The 22,323-nt window shown below is 63.5% G+C and carries 28 protein-coding genes and 1 riboswitch; of the genes, 21 read left to right on the top strand and 7 right to left on the bottom strand.

From position 1 onward, the window contains the following. The first annotated feature begins 29 nt into the window (after positions 1-29). Positions 30-512, top strand: coding sequence for a MotA/TolQ/ExbB proton channel family protein (locus tag Q0799_RS05465; RefSeq protein ID WP_028994750.1), 483 nt, complete (start codon positions 30-32; stop codon positions 510-512). Continuing rightward, complete coding sequence (locus Q0799_RS05470) at positions 509-868, top strand: DUF2149 domain-containing protein (protein WP_298395407.1); 360 nt, start codon at positions 509-511, stop codon at positions 866-868. The genes Q0799_RS05465 and Q0799_RS05470 overlap by 4 nt, the downstream gene beginning before the upstream one ends. On the opposite strand, the gene cobN is transcribed toward Q0799_RS05470, so the two are convergent. Genes cobN through Q0799_RS05490 form a run of 4 tightly spaced genes read right to left on the bottom strand, consistent with a single transcriptional unit; the run spans position 846 to position 6,122 of the window. Then, positions 846-4,841: a cobaltochelatase subunit CobN gene (gene cobN, locus Q0799_RS05475; protein ID WP_298395410.1), complete on the bottom strand. Its 3,996-nt coding sequence runs from the start codon at positions 4,839-4,841 to the stop codon at positions 846-848. The two genes, Q0799_RS05470 and cobN, sit on opposite strands and share 23 nt — an antisense overlap. After that, the gene (locus Q0799_RS05480) at positions 4,838-5,140 is read right to left on the bottom strand and encodes a DUF2149 domain-containing protein (protein WP_298395413.1); all 303 of its coding nucleotides are present in this window, start codon (positions 5,138-5,140) and stop codon (positions 4,838-4,840) included. The genes cobN and Q0799_RS05480 overlap by 4 nt, the downstream gene beginning before the upstream one ends. After that, complete coding sequence (locus tag Q0799_RS05485; RefSeq protein WP_245580519.1) at positions 5,137-5,598, bottom strand: hypothetical protein; 462 nt, start codon at positions 5,596-5,598, stop codon at positions 5,137-5,139. The genes Q0799_RS05480 and Q0799_RS05485 overlap by 4 nt, the downstream gene beginning before the upstream one ends. Further along, positions 5,598-6,122 (bottom strand): DUF2796 domain-containing protein, encoded by a 525-nt coding sequence (locus Q0799_RS05490; RefSeq protein WP_298395419.1) that lies wholly within the window; start codon positions 6,120-6,122, stop codon positions 5,598-5,600. Before Q0799_RS05490 ends, Q0799_RS05485 begins: the two co-directional genes overlap by 1 nt. Before the next feature lie 67 nt (positions 6,123-6,189). Beyond that, positions 6,190-6,421: riboswitch (cobalamin riboswitch) on the bottom strand. Between the two features lie 121 nt (positions 6,422-6,542). Here Q0799_RS05490 and Q0799_RS05495 point away from each other — a divergent pair. The 19 genes from Q0799_RS05495 (at position 6,543) to Q0799_RS05585 (ending at position 20,061) form a co-directional block, all read left to right on the top strand. Then, the gene (locus Q0799_RS05495; RefSeq protein ID WP_298395422.1) at positions 6,543-6,809 is read left to right on the top strand and encodes a hypothetical protein; all 267 of its coding nucleotides are present in this window, start codon (positions 6,543-6,545) and stop codon (positions 6,807-6,809) included. Between the two features lie 29 nt (positions 6,810-6,838). Beyond that, entirely contained in the window at positions 6,839-7,456 is a 618-nt protein-coding gene (rpsD, locus tag Q0799_RS05500; RefSeq protein WP_298395425.1) for a 30S ribosomal protein S4, read from the top strand. Between the two features lie 18 nt (positions 7,457-7,474). Continuing rightward, on the top strand, positions 7,475-7,705 hold the full coding sequence (locus tag Q0799_RS05505) for a hemin uptake protein HemP (protein WP_281984505.1): 231 nt from the start codon (positions 7,475-7,477) through the stop codon (positions 7,703-7,705). Between the two features lie 263 nt (positions 7,706-7,968). Further along, positions 7,969-8,175 carry a hypothetical protein gene (locus Q0799_RS05510; RefSeq protein ID WP_028994744.1) on the top strand — a complete coding sequence of 69 codons (207 nt, stop codon included), beginning with the start codon at positions 7,969-7,971 and terminating at the stop codon, positions 8,173-8,175. Then, positions 8,159-8,584, top strand: coding sequence for a hypothetical protein (locus tag Q0799_RS05515; protein WP_298395433.1), 426 nt, complete (start codon positions 8,159-8,161; stop codon positions 8,582-8,584). The genes Q0799_RS05510 and Q0799_RS05515 overlap by 17 nt, the downstream gene beginning before the upstream one ends. A gap of 27 nt (positions 8,585-8,611) precedes the next feature. Then, entirely contained in the window at positions 8,612-9,880 is a 1,269-nt protein-coding gene (locus tag Q0799_RS05520; RefSeq protein ID WP_298395437.1) for a DUF2325 domain-containing protein, read from the top strand. Between the two features lie 78 nt (positions 9,881-9,958). Then, on the top strand, positions 9,959-10,138 hold the full coding sequence (locus tag Q0799_RS05525; RefSeq protein ID WP_298395440.1) for a hemin uptake protein HemP: 180 nt from the start codon (positions 9,959-9,961) through the stop codon (positions 10,136-10,138). A gap of 102 nt (positions 10,139-10,240) precedes the next feature. Beyond that, the gene (locus Q0799_RS05530) at positions 10,241-10,888 is read left to right on the top strand and encodes an energy transducer TonB (protein WP_298395443.1); all 648 of its coding nucleotides are present in this window, start codon (positions 10,241-10,243) and stop codon (positions 10,886-10,888) included. Positions 10,889-10,890: 2 nt separating this feature from the next. After that, positions 10,891-11,637 (top strand): MotA/TolQ/ExbB proton channel family protein, encoded by a 747-nt coding sequence (locus Q0799_RS05535; protein WP_298395445.1) that lies wholly within the window; start codon positions 10,891-10,893, stop codon positions 11,635-11,637. A gap of 1 nt (position 11,638) precedes the next feature. Then, positions 11,639-12,064, top strand: coding sequence for a biopolymer transporter ExbD (locus Q0799_RS05540; RefSeq protein WP_298395448.1), 426 nt, complete (start codon positions 11,639-11,641; stop codon positions 12,062-12,064). Further along, the gene (gene feoB / locus Q0799_RS05545; protein ID WP_298395451.1) at positions 12,061-13,992 is read left to right on the top strand and encodes a ferrous iron transport protein B; all 1,932 of its coding nucleotides are present in this window, start codon (positions 12,061-12,063) and stop codon (positions 13,990-13,992) included. Before Q0799_RS05540 ends, feoB begins: the two co-directional genes overlap by 4 nt. 7 nt (positions 13,993-13,999) lie before the next feature. Further along, positions 14,000-14,242 carry a ferrous iron transport protein A gene (locus Q0799_RS05550; protein WP_298395454.1) on the top strand — a complete coding sequence of 81 codons (243 nt, stop codon included), beginning with the start codon at positions 14,000-14,002 and terminating at the stop codon, positions 14,240-14,242. Between the two features lie 180 nt (positions 14,243-14,422). Then, positions 14,423-14,908 carry a bacterioferritin gene (gene bfr, locus Q0799_RS05555; RefSeq protein ID WP_028994727.1) on the top strand — a complete coding sequence of 162 codons (486 nt, stop codon included), beginning with the start codon at positions 14,423-14,425 and terminating at the stop codon, positions 14,906-14,908. Between the two features lie 10 nt (positions 14,909-14,918). Continuing rightward, positions 14,919-15,401, top strand: coding sequence for a bacterioferritin (bfr, locus tag Q0799_RS05560; protein WP_028994726.1), 483 nt, complete (start codon positions 14,919-14,921; stop codon positions 15,399-15,401). A gap of 199 nt (positions 15,402-15,600) precedes the next feature. Next, a complete protein-coding gene (locus Q0799_RS05565) occupies positions 15,601-15,804 on the top strand; it encodes a (2Fe-2S)-binding protein (protein ID WP_298395460.1) in 204 nt (67 codons plus the stop codon). A 92-nt stretch (positions 15,805-15,896) separates the two neighbouring features. Beyond that, on the top strand, positions 15,897-18,056 hold the full coding sequence (locus Q0799_RS05570) for a TonB-dependent receptor (protein WP_298395463.1): 2,160 nt from the start codon (positions 15,897-15,899) through the stop codon (positions 18,054-18,056). Between the two features lie 3 nt (positions 18,057-18,059). Beyond that, positions 18,060-18,710 (top strand): PepSY-associated TM helix domain-containing protein, encoded by a 651-nt coding sequence (locus tag Q0799_RS05575; RefSeq protein ID WP_298395467.1) that lies wholly within the window; start codon positions 18,060-18,062, stop codon positions 18,708-18,710. 7 nt (positions 18,711-18,717) lie between these two features. Continuing rightward, complete coding sequence (locus tag Q0799_RS05580) at positions 18,718-19,239, top strand: DUF2271 domain-containing protein (RefSeq protein WP_298395470.1); 522 nt, start codon at positions 18,718-18,720, stop codon at positions 19,237-19,239. An 18-nt stretch (positions 19,240-19,257) separates the two neighbouring features. Beyond that, a complete protein-coding gene (locus Q0799_RS05585; RefSeq protein WP_298395473.1) occupies positions 19,258-20,061 on the top strand; it encodes a DUF4198 domain-containing protein in 804 nt (267 codons plus the stop codon). A gap of 42 nt (positions 20,062-20,103) precedes the next feature. Here the strand turns inward: Q0799_RS05585 and Q0799_RS05590 are convergent, their stop codons facing one another. From Q0799_RS05590 to Q0799_RS05600, 3 genes are read right to left on the bottom strand one after another with little or no spacing between them, the layout of a single operon-like run. Beyond that, positions 20,104-20,424, bottom strand: coding sequence for a hypothetical protein (locus Q0799_RS05590; RefSeq protein WP_298395475.1), 321 nt, complete (start codon positions 20,422-20,424; stop codon positions 20,104-20,106). Then, on the bottom strand, positions 20,414-20,620 hold the full coding sequence (locus Q0799_RS05595) for a heavy metal-associated domain-containing protein (RefSeq protein WP_298395479.1): 207 nt from the start codon (positions 20,618-20,620) through the stop codon (positions 20,414-20,416). Before Q0799_RS05595 ends, Q0799_RS05590 begins: the two co-directional genes overlap by 11 nt. 3 nt (positions 20,621-20,623) lie before the next feature. Further along, positions 20,624-22,285, bottom strand: coding sequence for an EAL domain-containing protein (locus tag Q0799_RS05600; RefSeq protein WP_298395482.1), 1,662 nt, complete (start codon positions 22,283-22,285; stop codon positions 20,624-20,626). Positions 22,286-22,323 lie beyond the last annotated feature (38 nt).

Here is a 22,323-nt window from a genome sequence, read left to right on the forward strand (position 1 = left end):
CAACCTCAACACAACCCCAAGGAGTATCCATGTCCCAACTCGTCGAACTGACCATGTACCAGATCTCGCAGCTCTTCCTGCTGCCGACGCTGGCCCTGATCACCGCCCTCTTCCTCTACGCCTTCTGGGTACTCGGTGAATTCGCCGTGCTCGCCTGGCGGCGCCGTAGCGGGAATGGCCGCTTTCTTCTCAACCACTTCCGCAGCCAGCCGACGCTTTCCGACGACCAGCTCGACCTGCTCGCGCACAAGGCGCTGGAGAACCCGCGCATCGCCAGCCGGGTCACGCCCATGCTCGGCCTCGTTGCCACCATGATCCCCATGGGACCGGCGCTCAAATCGCTGTCCGACGGCAACCTGGCCGAGGTTTCGCACAACCTGACGATTGCCTTCGCCGCCGTCATCCTGGCCCTGATCGCCGCCTCGATCACCTATTGGGTGGTCAACGTCCGCCGCCGCTGGCTGGCCGAAGAAATCCTGGAAATCCAGGCGCTGCGCGGAGCCCACGCATGAGCCTCAAGCTGTTGCACGAACCGGAAACCGAAGACCCGATCCTGTCGGTGGTCAACCTGATCGACATCTTCCTGGTCATCATCGCCGCGCTGCTCATCACCGTCGCCCAGAACCCGCTGATCAATCCGTTCACCAAGCAGGACGTGACGGTGATCACCGACGCCGGCAAACCGACCATGGAAGTGCTGGTCAAGAAGGGCGAGAAGATCGAGAAATACAAGGCCAGCGGCGAAATCGGCGGCGGCGACGGCGAGAAGGCCGGCGTTGCCTACAAGATGAAGGACGGCTCGATGGTCTATGTTCCCGAAGGTAGCGAAGCTGCAGCCAGTGCCGTCACTGGCGAGCCTGTCGATTGAATCTGGCACGCTGAACCACGGCACCACCAATCAGCGGCACAAGTAACAACGCCAACAACCATGACGGCGACGGCACATCCGGTACGGGCCGTGCCACCAGGCGCTCACCGCGGACGGGTTGGTAGCCGTCGGCGACCTCGGCCGTCGCCGTTGCGGCAGTCAGTTCGCTGACTGCAACAGGCGTCACGCCCGCCGGCAGGCGGCTGACGCCGCGCAAGGCGGTGACCGGGTTTTCAGGAAGTGCGGTCCTCACCCACGCTTCGACCGCCTGCGACGGCTTGCTCAGCGGGGCTTCGGCGGTGAGTTCGCGGTACAGCGTCGCCAGTTCCTGACGGGTGGCGGCATCCGCTTTCCAGTGTTGGTGGCGGACGGCCTGAATCAGGCGTTCCAGGGTTTGCGCGTAGGCCTGGGGATGGCTGCGCAGCCATTCCCGAACGCCGAGCCCGTGCTTGTCACGCACGAAAACGTCGTGCATCCCTTGCCAGTGATCGTCGCGGACCGCGCCGTCCACGACGCTGGCCCAGCCCCAGGCGAACTGGGCGGCCTTGAGGACCTGCAAGGTGCCGGCGTAGCCTTCCTTCTGCAGGGCCTCGACCCAGCCGGGGTGCAGATAACGCGCCTGCATTTCCAGGGCAATGCTCTGCCCGGCCGTCTGCGCAAAGGGTTCGTCGGCCTGCTGCAACTGGCTGACGTGCAGTTCCAGCGGCTTGTCGCGACCGGCCGCACGGGCTGCAGCGGCCAGGCCGCCGAGGTACTGGAAGGGGTCGTCCGAGGTCATCATCCCGAACAGATTGGAGGTTCGCGACAGCAGCGCCGCGTCGGTACGCCGCAGTTGCGCAGCGAGCGCCTGCGCGGCCACGCCGGCCGCCAACCCAGCGACCGGCTGGCCGTCGACATAGGGCTGACTCATGCGTTGCAGAAACATCTGACCGAGGCGTGCATCCTTTTCCTGCAGTCGATCGTCGAGCACCGCTTCGGCGATGCCGGTGCCGTAGTCGCCGACGGCGTTGCCGAATACCCGCGCCTGGCCGAGGCGGTCGGCAAGCGCACGCGGCGTGCCGCGCTGGCGTAGTTCATCGGCCACCGCCCGACTGTGGCGGGCGACACTGCCGCCAGGTTCGGCCGTGGCGACGGCAGCGACCGCCGCATCGACCAGCGCCATCAAGGCCGGAAACTGGTCGCGGTAGGAACCGGTCACACTGAGCAGGACATCGACGCGCGGTCGGCCGAGTTCGTCGGCGGGGATCACTTCGACGCCGCGCGGCCGACCAGCGTCGTCCCAAACAGGCCTTACGCCCAGGGCGACCAGCGCCTGCGCCTCCATCACTCCCTGGTGGCGCAGGGTTTCGCCGGCCCACAGCGACAGGGCCAGACGTTGCGGATGGACACCGGCGTGGCGGTCCAGCCAGCCGGCCAGCCACTGATCGAAAAGCAGTTGCGCCACGGTGTAGGCCTGACGGGTCGGCAGGCGGCTGGGGTCGAGGCCGATCAGGTTGCGCCCGGTCGGCAGGCTGTCCGGATTGCGGATCGGATCGCCGCCGTAAGCGGCCGGGATGAAACGCCCGGCCAGCGCGTCGAGCAGGGCCGGCATCTCGTTCTCGACGCTGAGCAAACGGTCGAGCGCCTGCGCCCGACCGGCGAGTTCGCGTAAGGCCTCGGGGTCGATGGCCCGTTCGCCGGCCCGGTTGGGCACGGCGGTATCGTCGCCGGCACGGCGCAGATCGAGGCGACTGGCGGCCTCGGCGTCGTTCAATGCAATCTCGAGCCAGCGCATCGGCCGCGAGCTCTCGATGTGCCGGTAATCCATCAGGAAGGTTTCGTCGACGTCCTCGCCCAGCGCATCGAGCAAGGGACGCTGAAGCGCCTGCAATATCTGCAGGCGGCGCAAGGCCGGGTCGGGCACGCCACCAAACACTGCCAGCCCGCGCGGCTGGCTGCCGTGGGCAAGCTGGTCGAGCCAGGGATGCAGGGCATCGAGGAAGGCATCGAGTTCGCGCTGCACCCGTTCGATTGGCCAGCCGAGATCATGGTGCAGGCGGTTTTCGGCGATCAGCGCGGTCAAGCGCTGGCCGACCGCAATTTTGGTCGGCCCTTCGTCGGCAATCGCCCACTCGTGCATCAGTTCGTGCAGTTGCGCCATGCCGGGGCCCAGGCCACTGGTCGCCAGCACCGGCGTGCGGTGACTGAGCAGCACGGCACGCCCGCGCCGCTTGGCGGTCAGCGCCTCGCCGAGGTTGTCGACGATGTAGGGATAGATCACCGGCAAGTCGCCCAGCGGCAGCAGCGCGTCGTCGAGGACGTCGAGCCCGCGCGGCTTGCCACCGGCCCATTCCTGGGTGCCGTGGGTGCCGAAGTGGACCAGGGCATCGCCCTGGCGTGCCCACAGGTAGACCGCCAGATAATGGTGCGACAGCGGCGTGCCACTCTTGTGCGAAAACGGATTCTGGCCGCGATGCAGGGTTTCCTCGCGCGGCGGCTGCGGCAGCACCGAGACGTTACCGAGCCGCAAGCGGGGAATGACGAAAACCTTCTCGCCCTGCCAGTCGACCAGATAACGGCTTTTCTCCGGCTCGCCCCAGTGGCCGGCGATGCGCTGGCGCGTGTTGGCCGGCAGGCTGTTCCACCAGGCACGGTAGGCGCGCAGCGGCAGGGCCTCGGCCTGGTCAGCGGCAAGCAGGGCGCGCAGGTCGGCGTCGGGATAATAGGCACTCAGCAAGGGTTGCAGGTTCGCCACCCAGGCTGCTTCGGGCAAGGATTGCGTGCGGTAGCCGGCATGCACCAGCGCGGCAGTGACGTTTTCCAGGCTGCGCGGCACGTTGAGGAAGGAGGCGCCGAAATTGCTGCCGCCGGCCGGATAGTTGTACACCATCAGCGCCAGCTTCTTTTCCGCCGGCGGCTTGCGCTGCAGCGCAACCTGCCGCGCGGCGCGGGCGATCAGTGCATCGGCCTGGCGCTCGATCAGTTCGACCGGCCGCTTATCGTCGGGATGGGCGGCGACGATCAGCGGATCAATGGCGCCCGCCGCTTCCGGCTGGAACAGGTAAAAGGGCGTGTCGGCCAGACGCAGGCCGGTCGCATCGTTCTGCCAGGCGGCGGTGTCGCCATGGCGATAGGGCAAGGCCGACAGCAGCGGCACTTGCCAGCGCGCCAGCAGGGTCTGCAGCTCGGCGCCTTTCGACACCAGCTGGTGCAGCACCAGTACCGCCGGGTGCGCCGTTTCCGGGCCGCTGTCGCGGCGGTCCGCACGCGCCACCAGCAACTGGCGCAGGCCGCCGGCATCGAGTTGCTGACCGAAGACCGCATAGGCTGCCAGCCCGTAGGCATCAAAGCGGCGCAGCCAGGCGTCGAGCCAGGCCGTTTCGCCATTGACGAAATGATGGCGATGGACGAGCACCGCCACTGCCGGTCGTGGATCGCGGCGCCAGGCCTTCAGGGCGTCGACGTCGGCCAGGAAGTCCGGAGCGTCCGGATGGTAGAGCCCCTGGCGCGGCCAGGGGCGCGGCGTCGGCAGATCAGCTACAGCTTGCGCCTCGCTCATGCCGGCGAGACGGCGGGCGGCCAGGGTCAGCGCGGCCCGGACATTGCCTTCGCCACCGTGGCGCAGGTAATCAGCCAGCCGATCAGACGCCGCAACCGACTCGGGGCCGATCCAGATCACCGGCACTTTGACCGCGCCAGCCGGCAGCATGTCGGCCAGCAGTGCCTGCGGCATCGCATGCGGCGCATCGACCCACAGCATGTCGGCACTGGTGGCCGCCGCCAGCAGGCGCCGGCGCTGCGCCGGGCGTTCGCTCTCCGGCAGGGTCAGCGGCGTATCGAAATGCCGGAAACGCCAGCCATTCGCCTGCGCCAGGCGTTCGACCAGGGCGGTGCGGGCCTTGGGCGTGATGTCGGCGGTCACCCACAACAGTTCGCGCGCCTGCGCAGCACCCGCCAGGCAGGCGAGCAGCAGCCATCCCAGCCAGCGCATCATGGCTTGGTGGCCGGGCCGTCTTCCGGAACGTAGATGATGCTGCCGTCGCGCAAGCGGTAGGCAACGCCGGCCCGCACGCCCTCTCCTTCGCCGCTGTCGCCGGTGCCCTGGTAGCGGATTTCCTGGCCGTTTTCCGGAATCGCCAGTTCCACCGGCGCCCCCGGATCGCCAGCCGACGACAGGTTGACCGCCGCCAGCAGGGCGACGACCAGAACGAGAAAGACATCGACCAGGTTGATCGACGAGAGCATCGGGTCGTCGTCATCCTCTTCCAGGATGTTGAAATGCTTGAGGCTCACGCCAGGCCCTCCCGGCGCTTGCGGATGGCCAGCAGTTCGCCGAGCAGCCAGCGACGGCGTAGGGAATACAGGACCAGGCCGATGGCCGCCGCCGTCAGCGCCAGCACGACGCCGGCAAAGGCGTCGCTGAACACCGCCAGCGCAGCACTGCCGTTGCCGCTGGCAACCCCATGCAGCGCCGGGCCGAGCGGGATCATGGTGGCGATCAGACCGAGCATCGGCGTCACCCGGCTGAGCAGGCGCAGCGGCTCAAGCCGGCGCAGGACGATCAACTCGATCTCGTCGAACGCCAGTTCCGGTGCGTCGGGCAGACTGCGGAAGGCCGGCGAACGCCGTTGCCAGGCCTCGACCAGCACGGCGCCGCTCATCCACAAGGCGTAGACCAGCGCCGCCGCCAGCAGCCAGAGAATCGGCGTCAGCAGCAACTGGGTGAGTTGGGTAAAGCCGGCCTCCAGCATCAGAACACCAGCGCCGGGAAACGCGGACGGATGGTCTGGGTCTTTTTCGCGCCGGCCCGCTCCAGGCGGACCCGCAACTGCTTGAGCCCCGGGTGGTCACGGAAGGCGCTGAAGCTCAGCGACTTGAGCGCTTCGGGCTGCGCGCACTCGAAGCGGATTTCGTGCACCAGGTTGGCAATATCGACCTTGGGATCGACGACCTCGCCCAGCGCCGGTTCGGTGCGACTGCCACTCAGCTTGCACTGGGCTTCTGCCGGCGGCTCGACGAAGCGCAACGGGTCGGCAACACGTTCGACGAAGGCCTGCCAGACCTGCTGCTGTTTTTCGTTGCGGGGCGGGTAGTCGTAGCCAAGATAGGCTTCGAGCGGCACATCGAGGCGCACCGTCAGCGCCGCACCATCAATACTGACCTGGACATTGCCGTGACCGTGGGTGTGGTTGCCGTGGGCCAGGGAAAGCGGGGAAAAACAGGCAGCCGCCGTGAACACGGCGCACGCCGCCACACGCGTGGGGATTTTTGACATGGGAAGAAGTTCCAAAATGACGCCCTGCCGACCTCCCCGTCGACATCAGGCATTACGGCCCGGCGCATGCGCGGACCACCCTGTTGGCCGGTATCCGGGCTGGTGGATCTTGCCTTCACCGCCTTCCCGGGATGCGTTGCATCGCCAGTGGCTGCAGGGTGAAAACTGGACGCGGACGTCCATCCACTTACCGTTGCGGGGGCAGCGCTGGTTGGAGCTGCCTGACGGCCAATCTCCCAGCTTCCCGTTTAACCGCGCCGGCCGAGGCAAGCGCGAGCACCAACGAGTGGATGTTAGCACAGCCTGCGAAAAAGACGCTTGACGCCAAATGAATTATTAACAATAATTCTCATTCATTAGCCAGCAAGCCGCGTTTCCGGCCAGCCAGCCAGTTTCCCCGAACCGACTGGAGCGCCCCTCATGGAACACGCCGACATGCCCCTCGAACTCAGGCTGGCTGCCGTCATCCACCTGTTGTCCTCGTCAGCCCTGCGCGGCGCCACCTTCCACAAGACCGAAGCCTTGCGCACTCATCTGCGCAGCGTGGCTGACAGCGCCGAACTCAATCCCTACCTGAAGAGCACGCTGCAGGAAGTCCTCGGTGGCTGGGAGGCGGTGCACTGCCACCCCGCTTCGGTTCCGGTCGATTGCTACCCGCTGGCCCACCCCGGCTGCCAGACCCACTGACATCAATCACAGTACGAGAGAGAGTAATCATGTCCCGTTATACCGGCCCCCGCCTCAAAGTCCTGCGCGCCCTCGGCGTCGATCTGCCGGGGCTGTCGCGCAAGTCGATGCAGGAACGCAACCAGCCGCCCGGCCAGCACGGCGCCCGCAAAGTCACCTCGCGCAAGTCCGAATTCGGCCTGCAACTGATGGAAAAACAGAAGCTGCGCTACAACTACGGTCTGAGCGAACGCCAGCTACGCCGCGCCGTCGCCGATGCCAAGAAGGATCGCGGCGCCACCGGCAACAAGCTGGTCGAACTGCTCGAACGCCGCCTCGACAACATGGTCTTCCGCGCAGGTTTCGCGCCGACCATTCCGGCCGCCCGCCAACTGGTCAGCCACGGTCATTTCCAGCTCAACGGCAAGCGCGTGACCATTCCCTCGATCCGCCTGCGCATCGGCGACGCCTTCGGCCCGACCGAGGCCGGACGCAAGATCGATCTGGTGCGCGCCACGCTCGAAGAGCCGGCGCTGGAGCGTCCGCAATGGATCGCCTTCGATGACGCGACGACCTGCGCCCGCCTGACCCACCTGCCCGATGGCGACGCGGCGCCCTTCCCACTCGACCTGCAGCGTGTGGTCGAGTACTACGCCACCCGGATGTAATCCCTCGAGGAGCCCATCATGGAACCGAGCAAACAGACTCTGCGCATTCCGTTCCTGCATGCCAACGGTCCGCGCCCGACCTTGCGTCTCAAGCCCGAACAAGCCGCCGCCCGGACCGCAAGCTGCGCGATCCAGTGCATCGCCAGCAAAGCCCTGTTTGGCGAATGCAACGAAATCTGCATCCGCCACAGTGGCAGCGAGTACCGCCTGCGCATCACCCGCCAAGGCAAGCTGATCCTGACCAAGTAAGCCCCACCGAGCAAGCCGGAGCAGGTCGCTGACCCCGCCTGCTCCTCCGGAGGGCGCCGATCACACGCCGGCGCCCTCCACCCGGAAATAACATTGTCACAAAACGAAATAATTCTTGTTTGACTTAATTTGCCATTCACGTATATTAAGAACCATTCTCACTCATGCGAGGTGCCACATGAACAGTCTGTTGATCCATACCGGTATCGCCGCCACCCTGCTCTGGCTGATGCTGGCCGGCGCCGGTTTCTGAGGAGAAAGCCATGCCGAAAAGCGACATCTGGGCCGCCACCCTCAGCCTGGTCCTGATCCACGAAGAGACTGGGTGTCGTCAATCCGCGCTGCACGCGGCACGACTGCTTGAGCACCTGTGCGACCAGGACATCGATCATGAAACCCGTGAATTGTGCGAACGCGCCAGCCAACGCCTGGGTCAGCGCCAGGAGTTACACCATGCTTGCCCCGCTTGAAAACCGCGCCATCCTCGAAAAGGAACCTGGCGAGCCGCAGAGTGCCCTGGAAAGAGAAAACGCCGCCCTGCGCCGCGCCTTGCAGAAAGCCCGCAGCAGCCAGAAGCGGATGATCACGCTCAATGCTGCCCGCAGCATCGAACAAGCCAATCGCATCGCCTTGCTGGAAGCACAATCCAGCAATCTGCGCGCGCGCATCGCCCAGCTCGAATCCGGCCAGGCCATCATCGAACTGGGCCAACAACTGATGGAACTGCGGGAAGCCAACGAACAATTGATCGTCGCCGCCCAGCGCGTCTGGCACATGGACAAGACCATCTGCGCCGCGCACCGCGAGTGCGAGCGCCTGGCCCGCGAGCGCGACGACCTCGCCTTCCGCTTGTGCCAGCGCGCCAGCCATCACGCCTGAACCCGCTACTTGCCAAGGAATTCGCGCATGCCTGATTTTCCCCATCATGTCGCCGGCGGCAGCTTTACACCGAGCCGCCGCCCGCTGGCCTTGTTCGAGTCAATGATCAACGCTGCACCGCAGTTGCCGCAAGACGCCCCGACCAGCTCCCGACGCCGCAAGCTCTGGGAAATCGCCCACAAGTTTCACTGCCCGGTGATCGGCACCTGTTTCGATGTCGCCGAATTGCGCAGCCTGATGAAAAAGGTGATGCATTTCCCCGCGGATACCACCGATTTCGTCCTGCACACCACGGCCGTTGGCAATTGCGAGATCCGCAGCAAACTCGCCGAAGTGCTGCACAAGCAACTGGAAAAGCGCTATCACGCCACCATTCGTCGCTTTGCCGGCGCCAAGGACAGCGACGCGCTGCGCAAGCTGTGGCGCGAAGCCACCGCCATCGGCAGCGAAATTCCGGCCGCCCTGTGGGCCACCTGGACTCACCCGGCCTGCGACTCGACGCTGGAGCACGAGGTCTATGGCGACATCCACATGATCCAGCATCAGGTCGGCACCGGCACCCGGGCCGATCTGAAGACCTTGAAGTCGCTGCAGGCCGAAAACCGGCAACTCAAGCAGCAACTGGAAAAAGCCCGCCAGGAAAACGAATCGCTGCGCCAGGAAAAATCGATCGAGACCCAGGCAATGGGCCAGCGCGTCATCGACCTGCGCGCCGAACTGGCCGGGCGTGAAGCACTGATCGCCAACCAGGCCGGACAACTCGATCAGCTGCGCGGCAGCCTGCCCGACCTCAAGGACCGGCAGAGCCTGCTGCGCCGGGCCAGCGATGCCGAAGCCCGATGCACCGCCCTGACCGCCGAGGCCGAGGCGCGCGAAACCGAGGTCTGGCACCTGCGTCAGCGGCTGCGTCATGCCGAGGAAACGATCAACCAGTTGCTCAGCGAAGACGATGAGGCATTGAATCTCGCCGCCACCAGCACGCCGGACAAGCTCTCCGGCAAGTGTGTGTTGTGCGTTGGCGGCCGCACCGGCGCCATCGACGCCTACCGGCAGGTCGTCGAGCAATCCGGCGGGCGTTTCATGCACCACGACGGCGGCCTCGAAGAGAGCCTGCACCGCATCGACAGCGTGCTGTCCGCTGCCGATCTGGTGATCTGTCAGGCAGGCTGCATCAGCCACAACGCCTACTGGCGGGTCAAGGAACAATGCCGACGCACCGGCAAGCCCTGCCTGTTCGTCCGTAGCAGCGGCATTTCCAGCTTTGGCCGAGTGATCAGCCAGGCCACCACCGCCTAACGAACACCAATGCGAATATTATTGACAATCGTTCTCGTTTAGTTACAATTGGAGACATTCAAGTTACATACAAAACACATGAACACCCCGCCGAAACCCGCCCCGGATTCCAGCACCCCGCCAGCAAGCAACACCTCCCTGCCACGCGTGGATAGCGGGCAGATTCTGCAAGGTGCCAACACTGTCGAAATCGAACACGCAGGCCAGCGTTATCTGTTGCGCGTCACCCGCGAAAACAAGCTGATCCTGACCAAATAGCTTTTCTCTCCGTTGTAAGACCTTTCCCGTAGCCAGCGCGCCTCCCGGCCAGCAAGCCAAGGGTTTTTTCCTGGCGGGCGCGGAACCAACCGAACAAACGCCATGAGTTACGCCTTATCCCCACCATCGACCAGCCGCCGCAGCGGGCTACTGACCATCGTCATCGGTCTCCACGCCGGCGCCCTGTTGCTGGCCCTGGCCGCCAAGACCGTGGCGCCGCAGATCATGGAGATGCCACTGATCGTCGACCTGCTGCCGGCACCGCAAATCGAAGCCCCGCCCGAGGCCAAGCCCCTGCCGATGGCCAAGCCCGAACCTGTGGTGCGCAAGCCGCTACCCCAACCCAAGACACCGGCCCCGGTCCTCGAAACCACCGCCAGCACAGCACCGGCCGACAACGCCCCGGTCGCCCCGCCGCAGCTCGCCGAACCCACGCCGCCGGCCCCGGCGCCAACGGCACCGGCAATCAGTCAGGCCCGCTTCGACGCCGACTACCTGCGCAACCCTCCACCGCCCTACCCGCCGCTGTCCCGGCGCATGGGTGAGGAAGGCCGGGTCATCCTGCGCGTTTCGGTCAATCCGCAAGGCACGGCTGACAGCGTCGAGGTACGCACCTCCTCCGGCAGCAGTCGCCTGGACGATTCGGCACTGAGGACCGTCCGCAACTGGCGATTCATTCCGGCCAAGCGCGGCGATGTCGCCGTTCAGAGTTTCGTCCTGGTCCCCATCATTTTCAAACTGGAGCAATAGCCATGCAGGAAACCGCACAACAAAACGTCTTCGGGCTCGCCCATCTGTGGGTCCAGGGTGACGCCGTCTCGCATTCGGTCGCCATCCTCATCGTCGCCATGTCGATCGCCAGCTGGTACCTGATCCTGGCCAAGGCCTGGGACTGGTGGCGCCTGCGCAAGGCGGCCAGGGCCGTACCGGCATTCTGGGCCGCCAGCAGCGTTGCCGAAGGCATCGAAAAGTTGCGTGACGCCGGCGAGGACAGCCCCTACGCCCAGCTCGCCAGCCAGGCCAATTGCTGCAACCACGACTGCGAAGCGGTCAACGGTCGCCTGGCCTCGCAATTCGACCCGTCCGAACAGATGGAACGGGCACTGCGCCAGCAACTGTCGACCACCCAGGCCGGCATGGAAAACGGCCTGACCTTCCTCGCCACGACCGGCGCCACCGCCCCCTTCGTCGGCCTGTTCGGTACCGTCTGGGGCATCTACCACGCACTGATCGCCATCGGCATGACCGGCCAGGCGGCGCTGGAAAAAATCGCCGGCCCGGTCGGCGAAGCCCTGATCATGACCGCCGCCGGCCTCGGTGTCGCGTTGCCGGCGGTATTCGCCTACAACACCTTCACCCGCGCCAACCGCGTTTTCTACGCCGACCTCGACGCCTTCGCCCACGACCTGCATGCCTTCTTTACCGTCGGCAAGCCGCTGGTCGCCAACAGCGCCCAGATCCACCCGATGCGCGCCCGCGCCGCTGCCGGAGCTGTCTGAGATGGGCATCGGCACCTTCAGCAACGGCGGCAACCAGATGCCGACCGCCGAAATCAACATGGTCCCACTGATCGACGTGATGCTGGTGCTGCTGATCATCTTCATGATCACCGCGCCGCTGATGACGCACTCGGTCAAGGTCGACCTGCCGCGCGCTTCAAGCACGCCCACCCCGGAAAAACCGATGACGCTGCAGGTGGCGATCACCGCCGACAACAAGGTGTTCATCGGTAGCGAACCGGTCGATGCGGCAACGCTGGAAACCCGTTTCCGCGACGCGGTCGGCCAGGACGCCAACGTCGAACTACACCTCAAGGCCGACCGCGACAGCCGCTACGAAGCCGTCGCCGAAACCATGAGCGCGGCCCGCCGGGCGGGACTGAGCAAGATCGGCTTCGTCACCCAGCCCGGAATGGAAAGCCGATGACCGCCAACGCCATCCTGCTGGTCGGCCACCCCAATGTCGGCAAGTCCGTCCTCTTCCACCGCCTGACCGGCGCCTACGTGAATGTCTCGAACTATCCCGGGACTACCGTCGAGGTCACCCGCGCCAGCGCCCGCTTCGACCCGCAGGCGGCGCTGCTTGACACTCCGGGCGTGCTCGCGCTGCCGTCGCGCAGCGACGACGAGCGGGCGACCATGCGCGCACTGCTCAACGAATCGAGCCGCTGCCTGGTCCAGGTCGGCGACGCCAAGAACCTGCGCCGGACGCTGACCTTGACCGCGCTGCTGGCCGAACTCGGCGTACCGATGGTGCTGGCCCTGAACATGCACGACGAGGCGACCGCCCGCGGCGTCACCGTGGACATCCCGGCACTCGCCGAACAGCTGGCGATCCCGGTGCTGGCTACCGTCGCCACCGGCGGCGAAGGCATCGGCGAACTCACCGGCAGCGTCGCCCGCGCCGGCGTCGCCGACCGCATACTACGCTACGACCCGGCGCGCGAGGCCGACATCGAGGCCGTCGCCGCCGCCATCACCGAACACGCGCCGCACCCGCGCCTGGCCACACGTGGCCTGGCCATCCTCTTCCTCGGCAACGACAGCGAAGTCGAAAGCTGGCTGCGCGAGCACGCCGGCAACGCTTACGGCCAACTCGAAAATCTGCGCAGAAATGCCGTCGACCGTGCCCCGAGCGACCTCCCTGGCCTGCTCGCCCGCGAACGCACCGAGGCCGCCGACGCGCTCGCCGCCACCGTCACCCGCCGCGCCGTGAACAGCAGCCCGCTGCTCTCGCAGCGCATCGGCCAGGCCGTCGTCCATCCGCTGTGGGGCATTCCCATCCTGCTCGCCGTGCTCTACGCGGTGTATCAGTTCGTCGGCGTCTTCGGCGCGACGACGCTGGTCGGCCTGCTCGAGGAGGACCTCTTCGAAGGCATCCTCAACCCCGGCTTCACCGGCCTGATCGAGGGCTGGTTCGGCGAAGGCCTGATCAGCGAACTGCTGGTCGGCGACTACGGCCTGTGGACGATGGGCATGACCTACGCGCTGGCGCTGATCCTGCCGATCGTCACCACCTTCTTCATCGCCTTCGGCGTGCTCGAAGATTCGGGCTACCTGCCGCGCCTGTCGGTGATCGCCAACCGCCTGTTCGCGGCAATCGGCCTCAACGGCCGCGCCGTGCTGCCGATGGTCCTCGGCCTCGGCTGCGTGACGATGGCGACGCTGACCACACGCATCCTGCATTCGCCGCGCGAACGCCTGATCACCGTCTTCCTGCTGGCGCTGGCGATTCCCTGCTCGGCCCAGCTCGGCGTCGTCCTCGGCATGCTCGGCGGCGTCTCCTTCTCGGCCGTACTCATCTGGACCCTGGCCATGGTCGGCGTCCTGCTGCTCGCCGGCTTCCTCGCCGCCAAGCTGATCCCCGGCCGGCGCATCCCGCTGGTCACCGAGCTGCCGCCGATGCGCCTGCCGATCGCCGGCAACGTCGTCAAGAAGACCGCCGGCCGCCTCAAGTGGTACCTGATCGAAGTCATCCCGCTCTTCCTGATCGGCACCTTCCTGATGTTCGCACTCGACAAGGTCGGCATCCTGCCTGCCATCATCGAAGCCGGCGAACCGCTGGTCAGCGGCTGGCTCGGCCTGCCCAAGGAAGCCTCGGCTGCCTTCGTCATGGGTTTCCTGCGCCGCGACTTCGGCGCCACCGGCCTGTTCGCCATGGCCGATGCCCTCGACCCGATCCAGGCCATCGTCGGCATGATCACGATCACGCTGTTCATCCCCTGCTTCGCCAGCCTGCTGATGATGGTCAAGGAACGCGGCATGAAGACCGCCGTCGCCATGGTCGCGATCATCGTTCCCTTCGCCTTCTTCATCGGCGGCCTGTTCAACCTCGCCCTGCGCGCCCTCTGGTAAGACGACCATGAGCCAACACGACGAAGCCCGCCTTCCCCTCGCTTTCATCGCCCCCGGCAGCGAAGTCCGCCTCGCCGGGCTGGGCGACGAGATCGACCCGCTCCAGCGCGAGCAGCTGACCGCCTACGGTCTGGCCGAAACGCAGTCGCTCAAGGTGCTCCAGCAAAAACCGATGACGGTGATCCTCGCCGACCAGGTCGAACTCGCGCTCGAACACGCGGTCGCCCGCCACATATGGGTCGTCAGCTGAGCCCCGGCAATACGACAAAACGGACTGTGATACAAATGAGAACAGTTCGTAGTTCGTTGTAAATAAAGCAATTTCCGCGGAACATTGCTTCTATTCGATCGTCTTAGCTCTTACAATCCGGCCACGGCAAGCCAGCCGCGTCACGCCAGCCAGCCACCCCTCATTCTCAGGAGAAATGCCATGAAGGGCGACAAGAAGATCATCGACATCCTCAATGAATTGCTGACCGGCGAACTGACTGCCGTTGACCAGTACCTGATCCACGGCGAGATGTACGCCGACATGGGTCTCAACGAGCTGGCCGAGAAATCGATCCACGAATCCGACCACGAGCGCCAGCACGCCCGCGCCCTGATCCAGCGCATCCTCTTCCTGGAAGGCAAACCCGACCTGTCCAAGCGTAACCCGATGAAGGTCGGCAAGGCTGTCCCGGACATGCTCAAGGCGGATCTGGCGCTCGAATACGAGGTCGATGGTCACCTGAAAAAAGCCATCGCCGCCTGCGAAAAAGCCCAGGACTACGTCTCCCGCGACATGCTGGCAGTGCAACTGGAAGACACCGAAGTCGACCATGCCTACTTCCTGGAAAAACAATTGCGCCTGATCGAACTGGTCGGTCTGCAAAACTACCTGCAGAGCCAGATGGGCTCGGGCAGCCCGGCCTGAGGAGGACGACATGAAAGGCGACAAGAAGATCATCGACATCCTCAACAAGGTCCTCAAGAACGAGCTGACCTCGATCAACCAGTATTTCCTGCACGCCCGCATGTTCCGCAACTGGGGCCTGGAAAAGCTCAACGACTACCAGTACAAGCAGTCGATCCGGGTGATGAAGGAAGCCGACGAGCTGATCGAGCGCATCCTCTTCCTCGAAGGCCTGCCCAATCTGCAGAACCTCGGCAAGCTGATGATCGGCGAGAACGTCGTCGAATGCCTGCAGGGCGACCTGAAGTACGAGCAGACCATCCAGCGCCCGCTGCTGATCGAGGCCATCGCCCTGTGCGAGGAACTCCAGGACTACGTCAGCCGCGAACTGCTCGAAGACCTGCTCGAACACTGCGAGGAAGCCATCGACTGGCTGGAAACGCAGCAATCGCTGATCAAGGACGTCACCCTGCCGAACTACCTGCAGGCGCACATGGAGCCGGGCGAAGGCTGAACCCACCTTTCACCCAGGTAAAAACCGCGGCTAGTCCGCGGTTTTTTATTGCCTGCCGTCCGGGCATTCTTTTTGCGACAACGAGGCCACGGGGCGGGAATTGTCGTCAAGACAACAAATCGCTCAAAACTTATTGACATTCATTCGCATTTATATAGAATGCAAATTGTTCTTATTTGAATCTCCACGGAGACGTGTCATGTACGTTTGCGTTTGCCAGGCAGTCACTGATCGCCAAATCCGCGAGGCCGCGGAAAGCGGCGCACGCACGCTCAAGGACCTGCGCCGTGACCTCGGCGTCACCCGCGACTGCGGCCGCTGCGCTTCGTGCGCGCACGAATGTCTCAAGGAAGCACGCGCTTATCCAAATAAGCAAAGCACAGGTTTTTCCCTGGCTGCCTGACGGCAGCACAATTCCCGTAGCCAGCCAATCCAGTAGCAAGCAAGCCATGCGGACCAGCCAGCCAATAAATTCAATATTTTTTGGAGTGTTTCATGGCTGCCTGCCTTCGTCCGGACCACAAATCGCGTGGATGCTTAATTAATCTGAAACCGCTGGCACTTCTGGTGCCAATCGCCTTTTCCGGCAGCATCGCCTTTGCCCAGGCCCAGGATACACAGCTGGGGGCTGTGGTCGTCAGAAGTGCGTCAGGTTTCGAGCAGGAAATCACCAATGCCCCGGCCAGCATCAGTGTCATCACCCGCCAACAACTTGAAGAAAAGGGCGTTACCAGCCTCGCCGACTATGTCGCCGACGTTGCCGGCGTAGATATCGAGGACCGCAATCCGAGCGGTAACAAGACAGGCAATCGCAGTATCAGCATGCGCGGTCTCCCCGCCAGCTACACCCTGGTTTTGATCGATGGCCGCCGCCAGAATGTAGCGGGAGACGTGACCCCCAATGCCTTCAGCGACTCGGGCAGCATGTTCATTCCACCCGTTGCCGCAATCGACAGAATTGAAGTCATCCGGGGACCGATGTCCACCCTTTATGGTTCGGACGCAATGGGCGGCGTAGTGAACATCATCACGCGCAAACCCGGCAAGCAATGGACCGGGGAATTGACCCTGGAATCGACTTTCCAGGAAAACCGGGATTTTGGTGACTCCCGCGCCGGCAGCATCTTCCTCAGCGGACCGATCGCCCAGGACCTGCTTGGCCTGCAGTTTTACAGCAAGACCCATGATCGCGACGCTTCCTCGCTGGAGTGGCCGGGCCAGGGTACGAATCCCGGCAACATCCTGAGCATGGGACAAAACCCGGTCAAAGCCCACGTTCAGACGCATGGTGTCAAACTTCTGCTGACCCCCAACCGTGATCACGACATCGCACTGACGATAGACCAGACACGCCAGAAATACGACAACTCGAAAGGGGAGATCGGAACACTGAACGCTGCCAACGGCTCCGTCGCAGGTTACGCCCCCGAACTGAAATTCAACCGTGATCAATATGCACTCATGCATACCTGGCGCTTTGCCTCAGGTTTTCTCGAGAGCAGCCTGATGCAGAACACCACGGAAACAATCGGCCGACTGATCCCAACCCGCCCGGCTGGCGGCGGTTTGTTCGTAAGCGCGGTCCCGGGCAAGGTAGCCGGAACGCCACGACAGCTTGAAACCGAGAGCTTGGTCTTTGATACCAAGCTGGTCAAGCAACTGGGTGCCCACACGCTATCTCTCGGCGGTCAATGGATCGACGCAAAGATGATCGACGGAGTAGCGACCAAGACCCTGGAATACACCCAATCCGGTCTTTTCATCGAGGATGAATGGCGTTTCGTGGACAGCATGGCATTGACGGTCGGCGCCCGCCACAACGATCACAGCATCTTTGGCAACAACATCAGCCCGCGCGCCTATCTTGTCTGGAATACCACCCCGCAATGGACCATCAAGGGCGGTATCGCCAGGGGATTCCGCGCGCCATCGCTTGACCAGATTTCCGACGGACAGGTTACCGGTTTCGGAGCCCAGGGAGCCCTGCAATTCATCGGCAACGGCAATCTCGATCCAGAAATCAGCACCTCGCACGAAATCTCGGCGACTTACGACAACCAAAGAAACTTCCGCTCGTCGATCACCTACTTCAAGACCGATTTCGAGAACAAGATCACGCTCGGCCCAACGATTAACGTGGGCGGTCAGGATCAGAAAAAGTGGATGAATATCGAGGATGCCGAAATGCAGGGGATCGAACTCGAATCCCGCTGGGCAATCAACCAGCAATGGACCCTGCAGGGCAACTACACCTATACGCAAAGCGAATATAAGTCGGGTGACCAGTTCACCAAAGGCACACCGCTGGCCAACACGCCCGATCACATGATCAACGCCACCCTGCGCTGGCAAGCCACTGACAAACTGGAAACCTGGCTGCGCGGCGAATATCGGAGCGAGCGTTTCCGGGCTGCAAGCAACAACAACGAGAGAATCGAAAAGGCTAATCTCGGCGACTACCGTGCCTACAGCATTGTCGATCTTGGCGCATCCTATCGGGTCAACAAGAACCTGACACTAAATGCCACGATCAACAATCTGTTCGACAAGGATTTCGTTGATTACGAACTGGCCCGAGCCGGTGTGTACCGCAACCGGTACCACCAGAATCTTGAAGGGCGTCGTCTCTGGATGTCGGCAAACCTCTCGTTCTAAGTGATGCATCACCCGTCTGTGCAATCTACAGCGCGGGCCGGCAAGACGCCGGCCCAGCGCCGCGCTCGCCTGGTCAAGCTGCTGCATAGCTGGCACTGGACAAGTTCTGCCATCTGCCTGGTCGGAATGCTGATCTTCTCGTTCACCGGTATCACCTTGAACCACGCGGGAAAGATCGAGGCAAAGCCGGTTACCGTGAAGGCCAACGGAATTCTGCCCGATCATTTGCTACGCACTCTTGAGGACGCAACCGGCCAACAGTTGCCGGGCGCCCTCACCGCCTGGCTTCGGAGCGAACTTTCCATCCGCCTGGATCGACAGTTCAGCAGCGAGTGGAGCGACGACGAGGTCTACCTTTCCCGCCCCAGACCAGGCGGCGACGCCTGGCTACGCATCGACCGCCAGAGCGGTTTCGTGGAATACGAGAACATCGACCGTGGCTGGATATCCTGGCTTAACGACCTGCACAAGGGTCGTCACACCGGTCCCGCATGGTCCTTGTTCATCGATCTGTTTTCGCTGGCCTGCCTGATTTTTTCGCTGAGTGGTCTATTGCTGCTGAAAATGCACGCAGCCAATCGCGGCATGACCTGGCCCCTGGTAGCCGGTGGTTTCGTCCTGCCTCTCCTACTGATTGTCTTCTTTGTGCACTGAACCCGTCATGAAACTCCCCCTCCTTCGCAGTACATTTCTCGTCGCTGCAGCGCTGCTCAGTCTGAATGCAAATGCCGCCGAACTTGAGTTGCAGATTGAGATACCGCGACTCAATGTCGCGGAGTATCACAAACCCTATGTTGCCGTCTGGCTGGAGAACGATGAGCGCCGGATCACCCATCTGGCGCTGTGGTACGACTTCAAGATGAAGGACGACGAAGGCAGCAAATGGCTCAAAGACCTTCGCCAATGGTGGCGCAAAGGCGGGCGCGAACTCACTTTCCCGGTGGACGGCATCACCAGTGCCACGCGCGCCCCGGGCAAGCACCGGATCATGCTGCGCAATGACAAGTCGCCGCTGGACAAGTTAGCCGCCGGAAACTACCGCCTGCACATCGAAGCCGTGCGCGAAGTGGGGGGGCGGGAAATCGTTAACCTGCCCGTCACCTGGCCTCCCCGACAACCGACGACAGAGCGCGCCAAAGGTAGCGAAGAACTCGGTGAAGTCATCCTGAAACTCACGCCTTAAATCTCCCCAGGAACCATCATGAAAAACTCGACCATTCGTCTTGCACTAGCTGGCATCTGCTCGATGTTGCCCGCCATTTCCCTCGCCCACAACGTCTGGCTCTTACCTTCATCCACTGTCCTGTCGAAAGCTGAAACCATCACTGTCGATGCGGCAGTCTCAAATGACCTGTTTGTCTTCAACTACCTGCCTCTGGCTCTGGAAAACCTGAGCGTGCGCGCACCAGATGGAAGCTCGGTCACGATCGATAACCCCCATCGCGGCAAACTGCGCAGCGTATTCGATCTGAAACTGCAACAGACGGGCACATATCAGTTGACCATAACCAATCGGGGTGCCTTCGCCACCTACCGCCTGAATGGTGAAAACAAGCGCTGGCGTGGCGCTCCCGAGGCGCTGGCGACTGCGATACCCAAGGAAGCCACCGATCTGGTGGTGACAGAAAATTTCGGCCGGGTTGAAACCTTCGTCAGCCTGGGCAATCCGGGCGCCGTCCCCGCACGGAACAGCGGGCTGGAGTTACTGGCCGTAAGCCATCCCAACGATCTGGTCCAGGGACAATCGGCGAGCTTTCAACTGATTGCCGACGGCAAGCCGGCACCCGATATCGAAGTCAACATCATTCGTGGCGGCACCCGGCACCGCAATCGCCTGGACAATATTTCGATGAAAACCGGCGCTGACGGAAAATTTACCGTCACCTGGCCCGAGGCCGGCATGTACTGGCTGGAGGCTGAGCTTACGGACAAAAACACCAGCATTCCGCAAGCAACACAGCGGCGACTGTCCTATGCGGCAACCCTTGAGGTCACCCCGGAATAAGCTGGGGAGAAGCAGTCCGGGGAGCGTTTTCGCCTCCCCGGTTCATTCGCTTCGGCCGTTCGGGTACTGATGGAATTGCTCACACCCCGCTTCGAGCATGAACGAAAGAACATCGATACGGCGCGCGGGGGCAAAGGCGACCAGCAGCAACTCATCTTCGCCGGCCACCTCGGCATAACTGTCCAACAGGACCAGCGCCGTCGTCTCTCCGGCAAATACCTGCCTCAGCCTCTCTATTGTCCCCCGCTCCACCCGGCATACGCCATCAAGCGCCACCAGTAAATCAACGCGCAAAGCCTCCGGCATATCTGCGGGCGGTTTCGCCACCAGCAGACATGCCGCACCGGCAGGCTCACTCGGCATCGAACCCCGCATCCTCGATCGCCGCCAGCAATTCAGCCCGGGAAATCGCCTGCGGGTCGAAAACCACCGTCGCCGATGCCTTTTCCAGCGACACGTCGGCCGTCGCGACGCCGGCCAGCGCGGTCAGGACGCCGGTAATGTTCTTCACGCACCCCTGGCAGCTCATGCCGCCGATGCTGATCTCGGTATTTTCCATGGCTCATTTCTCGTAACGAAAGGGTTGATCGCGCAGCAGTTCGGTCATCCGGGCTGCCGTCACGGGACGGCTGAAATGATACCCCTGAACCATGCCGCACCCCATCTGGCGCAGCAGGGTGAGCTGCTCGGCGGTCTCCACGCCCTCGGCGAGCACGGTCAGGCGCAGGCTGCTGCCCATGTTGACGATGGTCGACGCAATCGCCCGGTCATCGTGATCGGTTTCCAGGTCCATGATGAAGGAACGGTCGATCTTCAGCTTGCCGACCGGAAAACGCTTCAGGTAAGCCAGCGAGGAATAGCCGGTGCCGAAATCGTCGAGCGACAGGCACACGCCCATGCGGTTGAGTGCCGACAGCGTGCCGAGGGTGAATTCAGCGTCGTGCATCACCGTCCGCTCGGTCAATTCGAGTTCCAGGCGCTCAGCCGCCAACCCCGTTGTCCCCAGGGCACCGGCGACCATCTCGACGAATCCGGCCTGGCGGAACTGCACCGGCGCCACGTTCACGGCCATGGTCCGTAGCGACAGGCCGGCGTCGATCCAGGCCTGCGCCTGGCGGCAGGCTTCGAACAGGACCCAGTCGCCGATCGGGTTGATCATGCCGGTATCCTCCGCCACCTGGATGAACCGATCCGGCATGATCATCCCGAGATCGCGGTGGCACCAGCGGATCAGCGCCTCGACGCCGACGATCTCGCCGCTACGCAGGCAGACCAGCGGCTGGTAGTGCAGTTCGAACTCCTCCCCGGTCAGCGCATGACGCAGGCTGCTCTCCATCATCAGCCGTTCCAGCGTCGCCGTGTTCATCTCCCGGGAATAGAACTGGAAGGTGTTGCGCCCGAGCTCCTTGGCCTTGTACATCGCCGTATCGGCGTTCTTGAGCAGGGTGTCGATATCCCGGCCGTCCTGCGGATACAGGCTGATGCCGATCGACGAAGTCACCGTCAGTTCATGCCCGCCGACCGAAAACGACGAGCCGGCAATTTCCAGCACCCGACGGGCGACATCCGCCGCGCTGGCGGCGCTGACATCGGGAAGCAAGATGATGAACTCGTCGCCGCCCAGGCGCGCCAGCGTATCGACCCGGCGCACCACGCCGGTGTAGCGCTGCGCCAAGGCGCACAGCAGGTCGTCGCCGACGCTGTGGCCCAGTGAATCGTTGACCCGCTTGAAGTGGTCGATGTCGAGGAACATCAGGGCGGCGGTACCGCCATCGCGTTCGGCCGAAGCAATCATCTGCGCCATGCGATCGTGCAGCAGGCGCCGGTTCGGCAAGCCGGTCAGGGCGTCGAAATCGGCCAGCTCGCGGATGCGCCGTTCGGCGTTCTTGCGCTCGGTGACGTCGAGCACCGTGCCCACCGACACTGGCAGATCGCCGAAGGTCGCCGGCATGCCGAGCACCGACATGGTGAACAGCGAGCCGTCCCGGCGCCGGGCGGTCAGTTCGTACGCCTGCCCCGGCACCCCGGCGGCACGCAGGGCGAGTTGTTCGCGCACCAAGTCATGCTGTTCGGGAACGACCAGATCGAGCGGGCCGATACGGCTTTGGAAATCCTCGGCGCTATAGCCGAACAGCTCGCACATGAAGGGATTGACGTAAATGAAACGCCCGCCGCCGAGAACGAAGATGCCGACCTGGGCCGCCTCCATGGTGGCCTGAAACAAGTTGGTCCCTTCGCTGGCCACCCCGGTCATCGCTACGC

This window comes from uncultured Azonexus sp. (assembly GCF_937982035.1).
Classification (GTDB): Bacteria; Pseudomonadota; Gammaproteobacteria; order Burkholderiales; family Rhodocyclaceae; genus Azonexus.

Excerpts from the sequence above, each read along its gene's own strand:
- Q0799_RS05505 (WP_281984505.1), top strand. The coding sequence starts at position 7,475 with ATGGAACCGAGCAAACAGACTCTGCGCATTCCGTTCCTGCATGCCAAC.
- Q0799_RS05575 (WP_298395467.1), top strand. The coding sequence starts at position 18,060 with ATGCATCACCCGTCTGTGCAATCTACAGCGCGGGCCGGCAAGACGCCG.
- Q0799_RS05540 (WP_298395448.1), top strand. The coding sequence starts at position 11,639 with ATGGGCATCGGCACCTTCAGCAACGGCGGCAACCAGATGCCGACCGCC.
- Q0799_RS05570 (WP_298395463.1), top strand. The coding sequence starts at position 15,897 with ATGGCTGCCTGCCTTCGTCCGGACCACAAATCGCGTGGATGCTTAATT.
- Q0799_RS05565 (WP_298395460.1), top strand. The coding sequence starts at position 15,601 with ATGTACGTTTGCGTTTGCCAGGCAGTCACTGATCGCCAAATCCGCGAG.
- Q0799_RS05510 (WP_028994744.1), top strand. The coding sequence starts at position 7,969 with ATGCCGAAAAGCGACATCTGGGCCGCCACCCTCAGCCTGGTCCTGATC.
- rpsD (WP_298395425.1), top strand. The coding sequence starts at position 6,839 with ATGTCCCGTTATACCGGCCCCCGCCTCAAAGTCCTGCGCGCCCTCGGC.
- Q0799_RS05595 (WP_298395479.1), bottom strand. The coding sequence starts at position 20,620 with ATGGAAAATACCGAGATCAGCATCGGCGGCATGAGCTGCCAGGGGTGC.
- Q0799_RS05530 (WP_298395443.1), top strand. The coding sequence starts at position 10,241 with ATGAGTTACGCCTTATCCCCACCATCGACCAGCCGCCGCAGCGGGCTA.
- Q0799_RS05520 (WP_298395437.1), top strand. The coding sequence starts at position 8,612 with ATGCCTGATTTTCCCCATCATGTCGCCGGCGGCAGCTTTACACCGAGC.
- Q0799_RS05515 (WP_298395433.1), top strand. The coding sequence starts at position 8,159 with ATGCTTGCCCCGCTTGAAAACCGCGCCATCCTCGAAAAGGAACCTGGC.
- Q0799_RS05585 (WP_298395473.1), top strand. The coding sequence starts at position 19,258 with ATGAAAAACTCGACCATTCGTCTTGCACTAGCTGGCATCTGCTCGATG.
- Q0799_RS05470 (WP_298395407.1), top strand. The coding sequence starts at position 509 with ATGAGCCTCAAGCTGTTGCACGAACCGGAAACCGAAGACCCGATCCTG.
- Q0799_RS05495 (WP_298395422.1), top strand. The coding sequence starts at position 6,543 with ATGGAACACGCCGACATGCCCCTCGAACTCAGGCTGGCTGCCGTCATC.
- Q0799_RS05465 (WP_028994750.1), top strand. The coding sequence starts at position 30 with ATGTCCCAACTCGTCGAACTGACCATGTACCAGATCTCGCAGCTCTTC.
- Q0799_RS05550 (WP_298395454.1), top strand. The coding sequence starts at position 14,000 with ATGAGCCAACACGACGAAGCCCGCCTTCCCCTCGCTTTCATCGCCCCC.
- cobN (WP_298395410.1), bottom strand. The coding sequence starts at position 4,841 with ATGATGCGCTGGCTGGGATGGCTGCTGCTCGCCTGCCTGGCGGGTGCT.
- Q0799_RS05525 (WP_298395440.1), top strand. The coding sequence starts at position 9,959 with ATGAACACCCCGCCGAAACCCGCCCCGGATTCCAGCACCCCGCCAGCA.
- Q0799_RS05535 (WP_298395445.1), top strand. The coding sequence starts at position 10,891 with ATGCAGGAAACCGCACAACAAAACGTCTTCGGGCTCGCCCATCTGTGG.
- bfr (WP_028994727.1), top strand. The coding sequence starts at position 14,423 with ATGAAGGGCGACAAGAAGATCATCGACATCCTCAATGAATTGCTGACC.
- Q0799_RS05590 (WP_298395475.1), bottom strand. The coding sequence starts at position 20,424 with ATGCCGAGTGAGCCTGCCGGTGCGGCATGTCTGCTGGTGGCGAAACCG.
- feoB (WP_298395451.1), top strand. The coding sequence starts at position 12,061 with ATGACCGCCAACGCCATCCTGCTGGTCGGCCACCCCAATGTCGGCAAG.
- Q0799_RS05485 (WP_245580519.1), bottom strand. The coding sequence starts at position 5,598 with ATGCTGGAGGCCGGCTTTACCCAACTCACCCAGTTGCTGCTGACGCCG.
- Q0799_RS05580 (WP_298395470.1), top strand. The coding sequence starts at position 18,718 with ATGAAACTCCCCCTCCTTCGCAGTACATTTCTCGTCGCTGCAGCGCTG.
- bfr (WP_028994726.1), top strand. The coding sequence starts at position 14,919 with ATGAAAGGCGACAAGAAGATCATCGACATCCTCAACAAGGTCCTCAAG.
- Q0799_RS05490 (WP_298395419.1), bottom strand. The coding sequence starts at position 6,122 with ATGTCAAAAATCCCCACGCGTGTGGCGGCGTGCGCCGTGTTCACGGCG.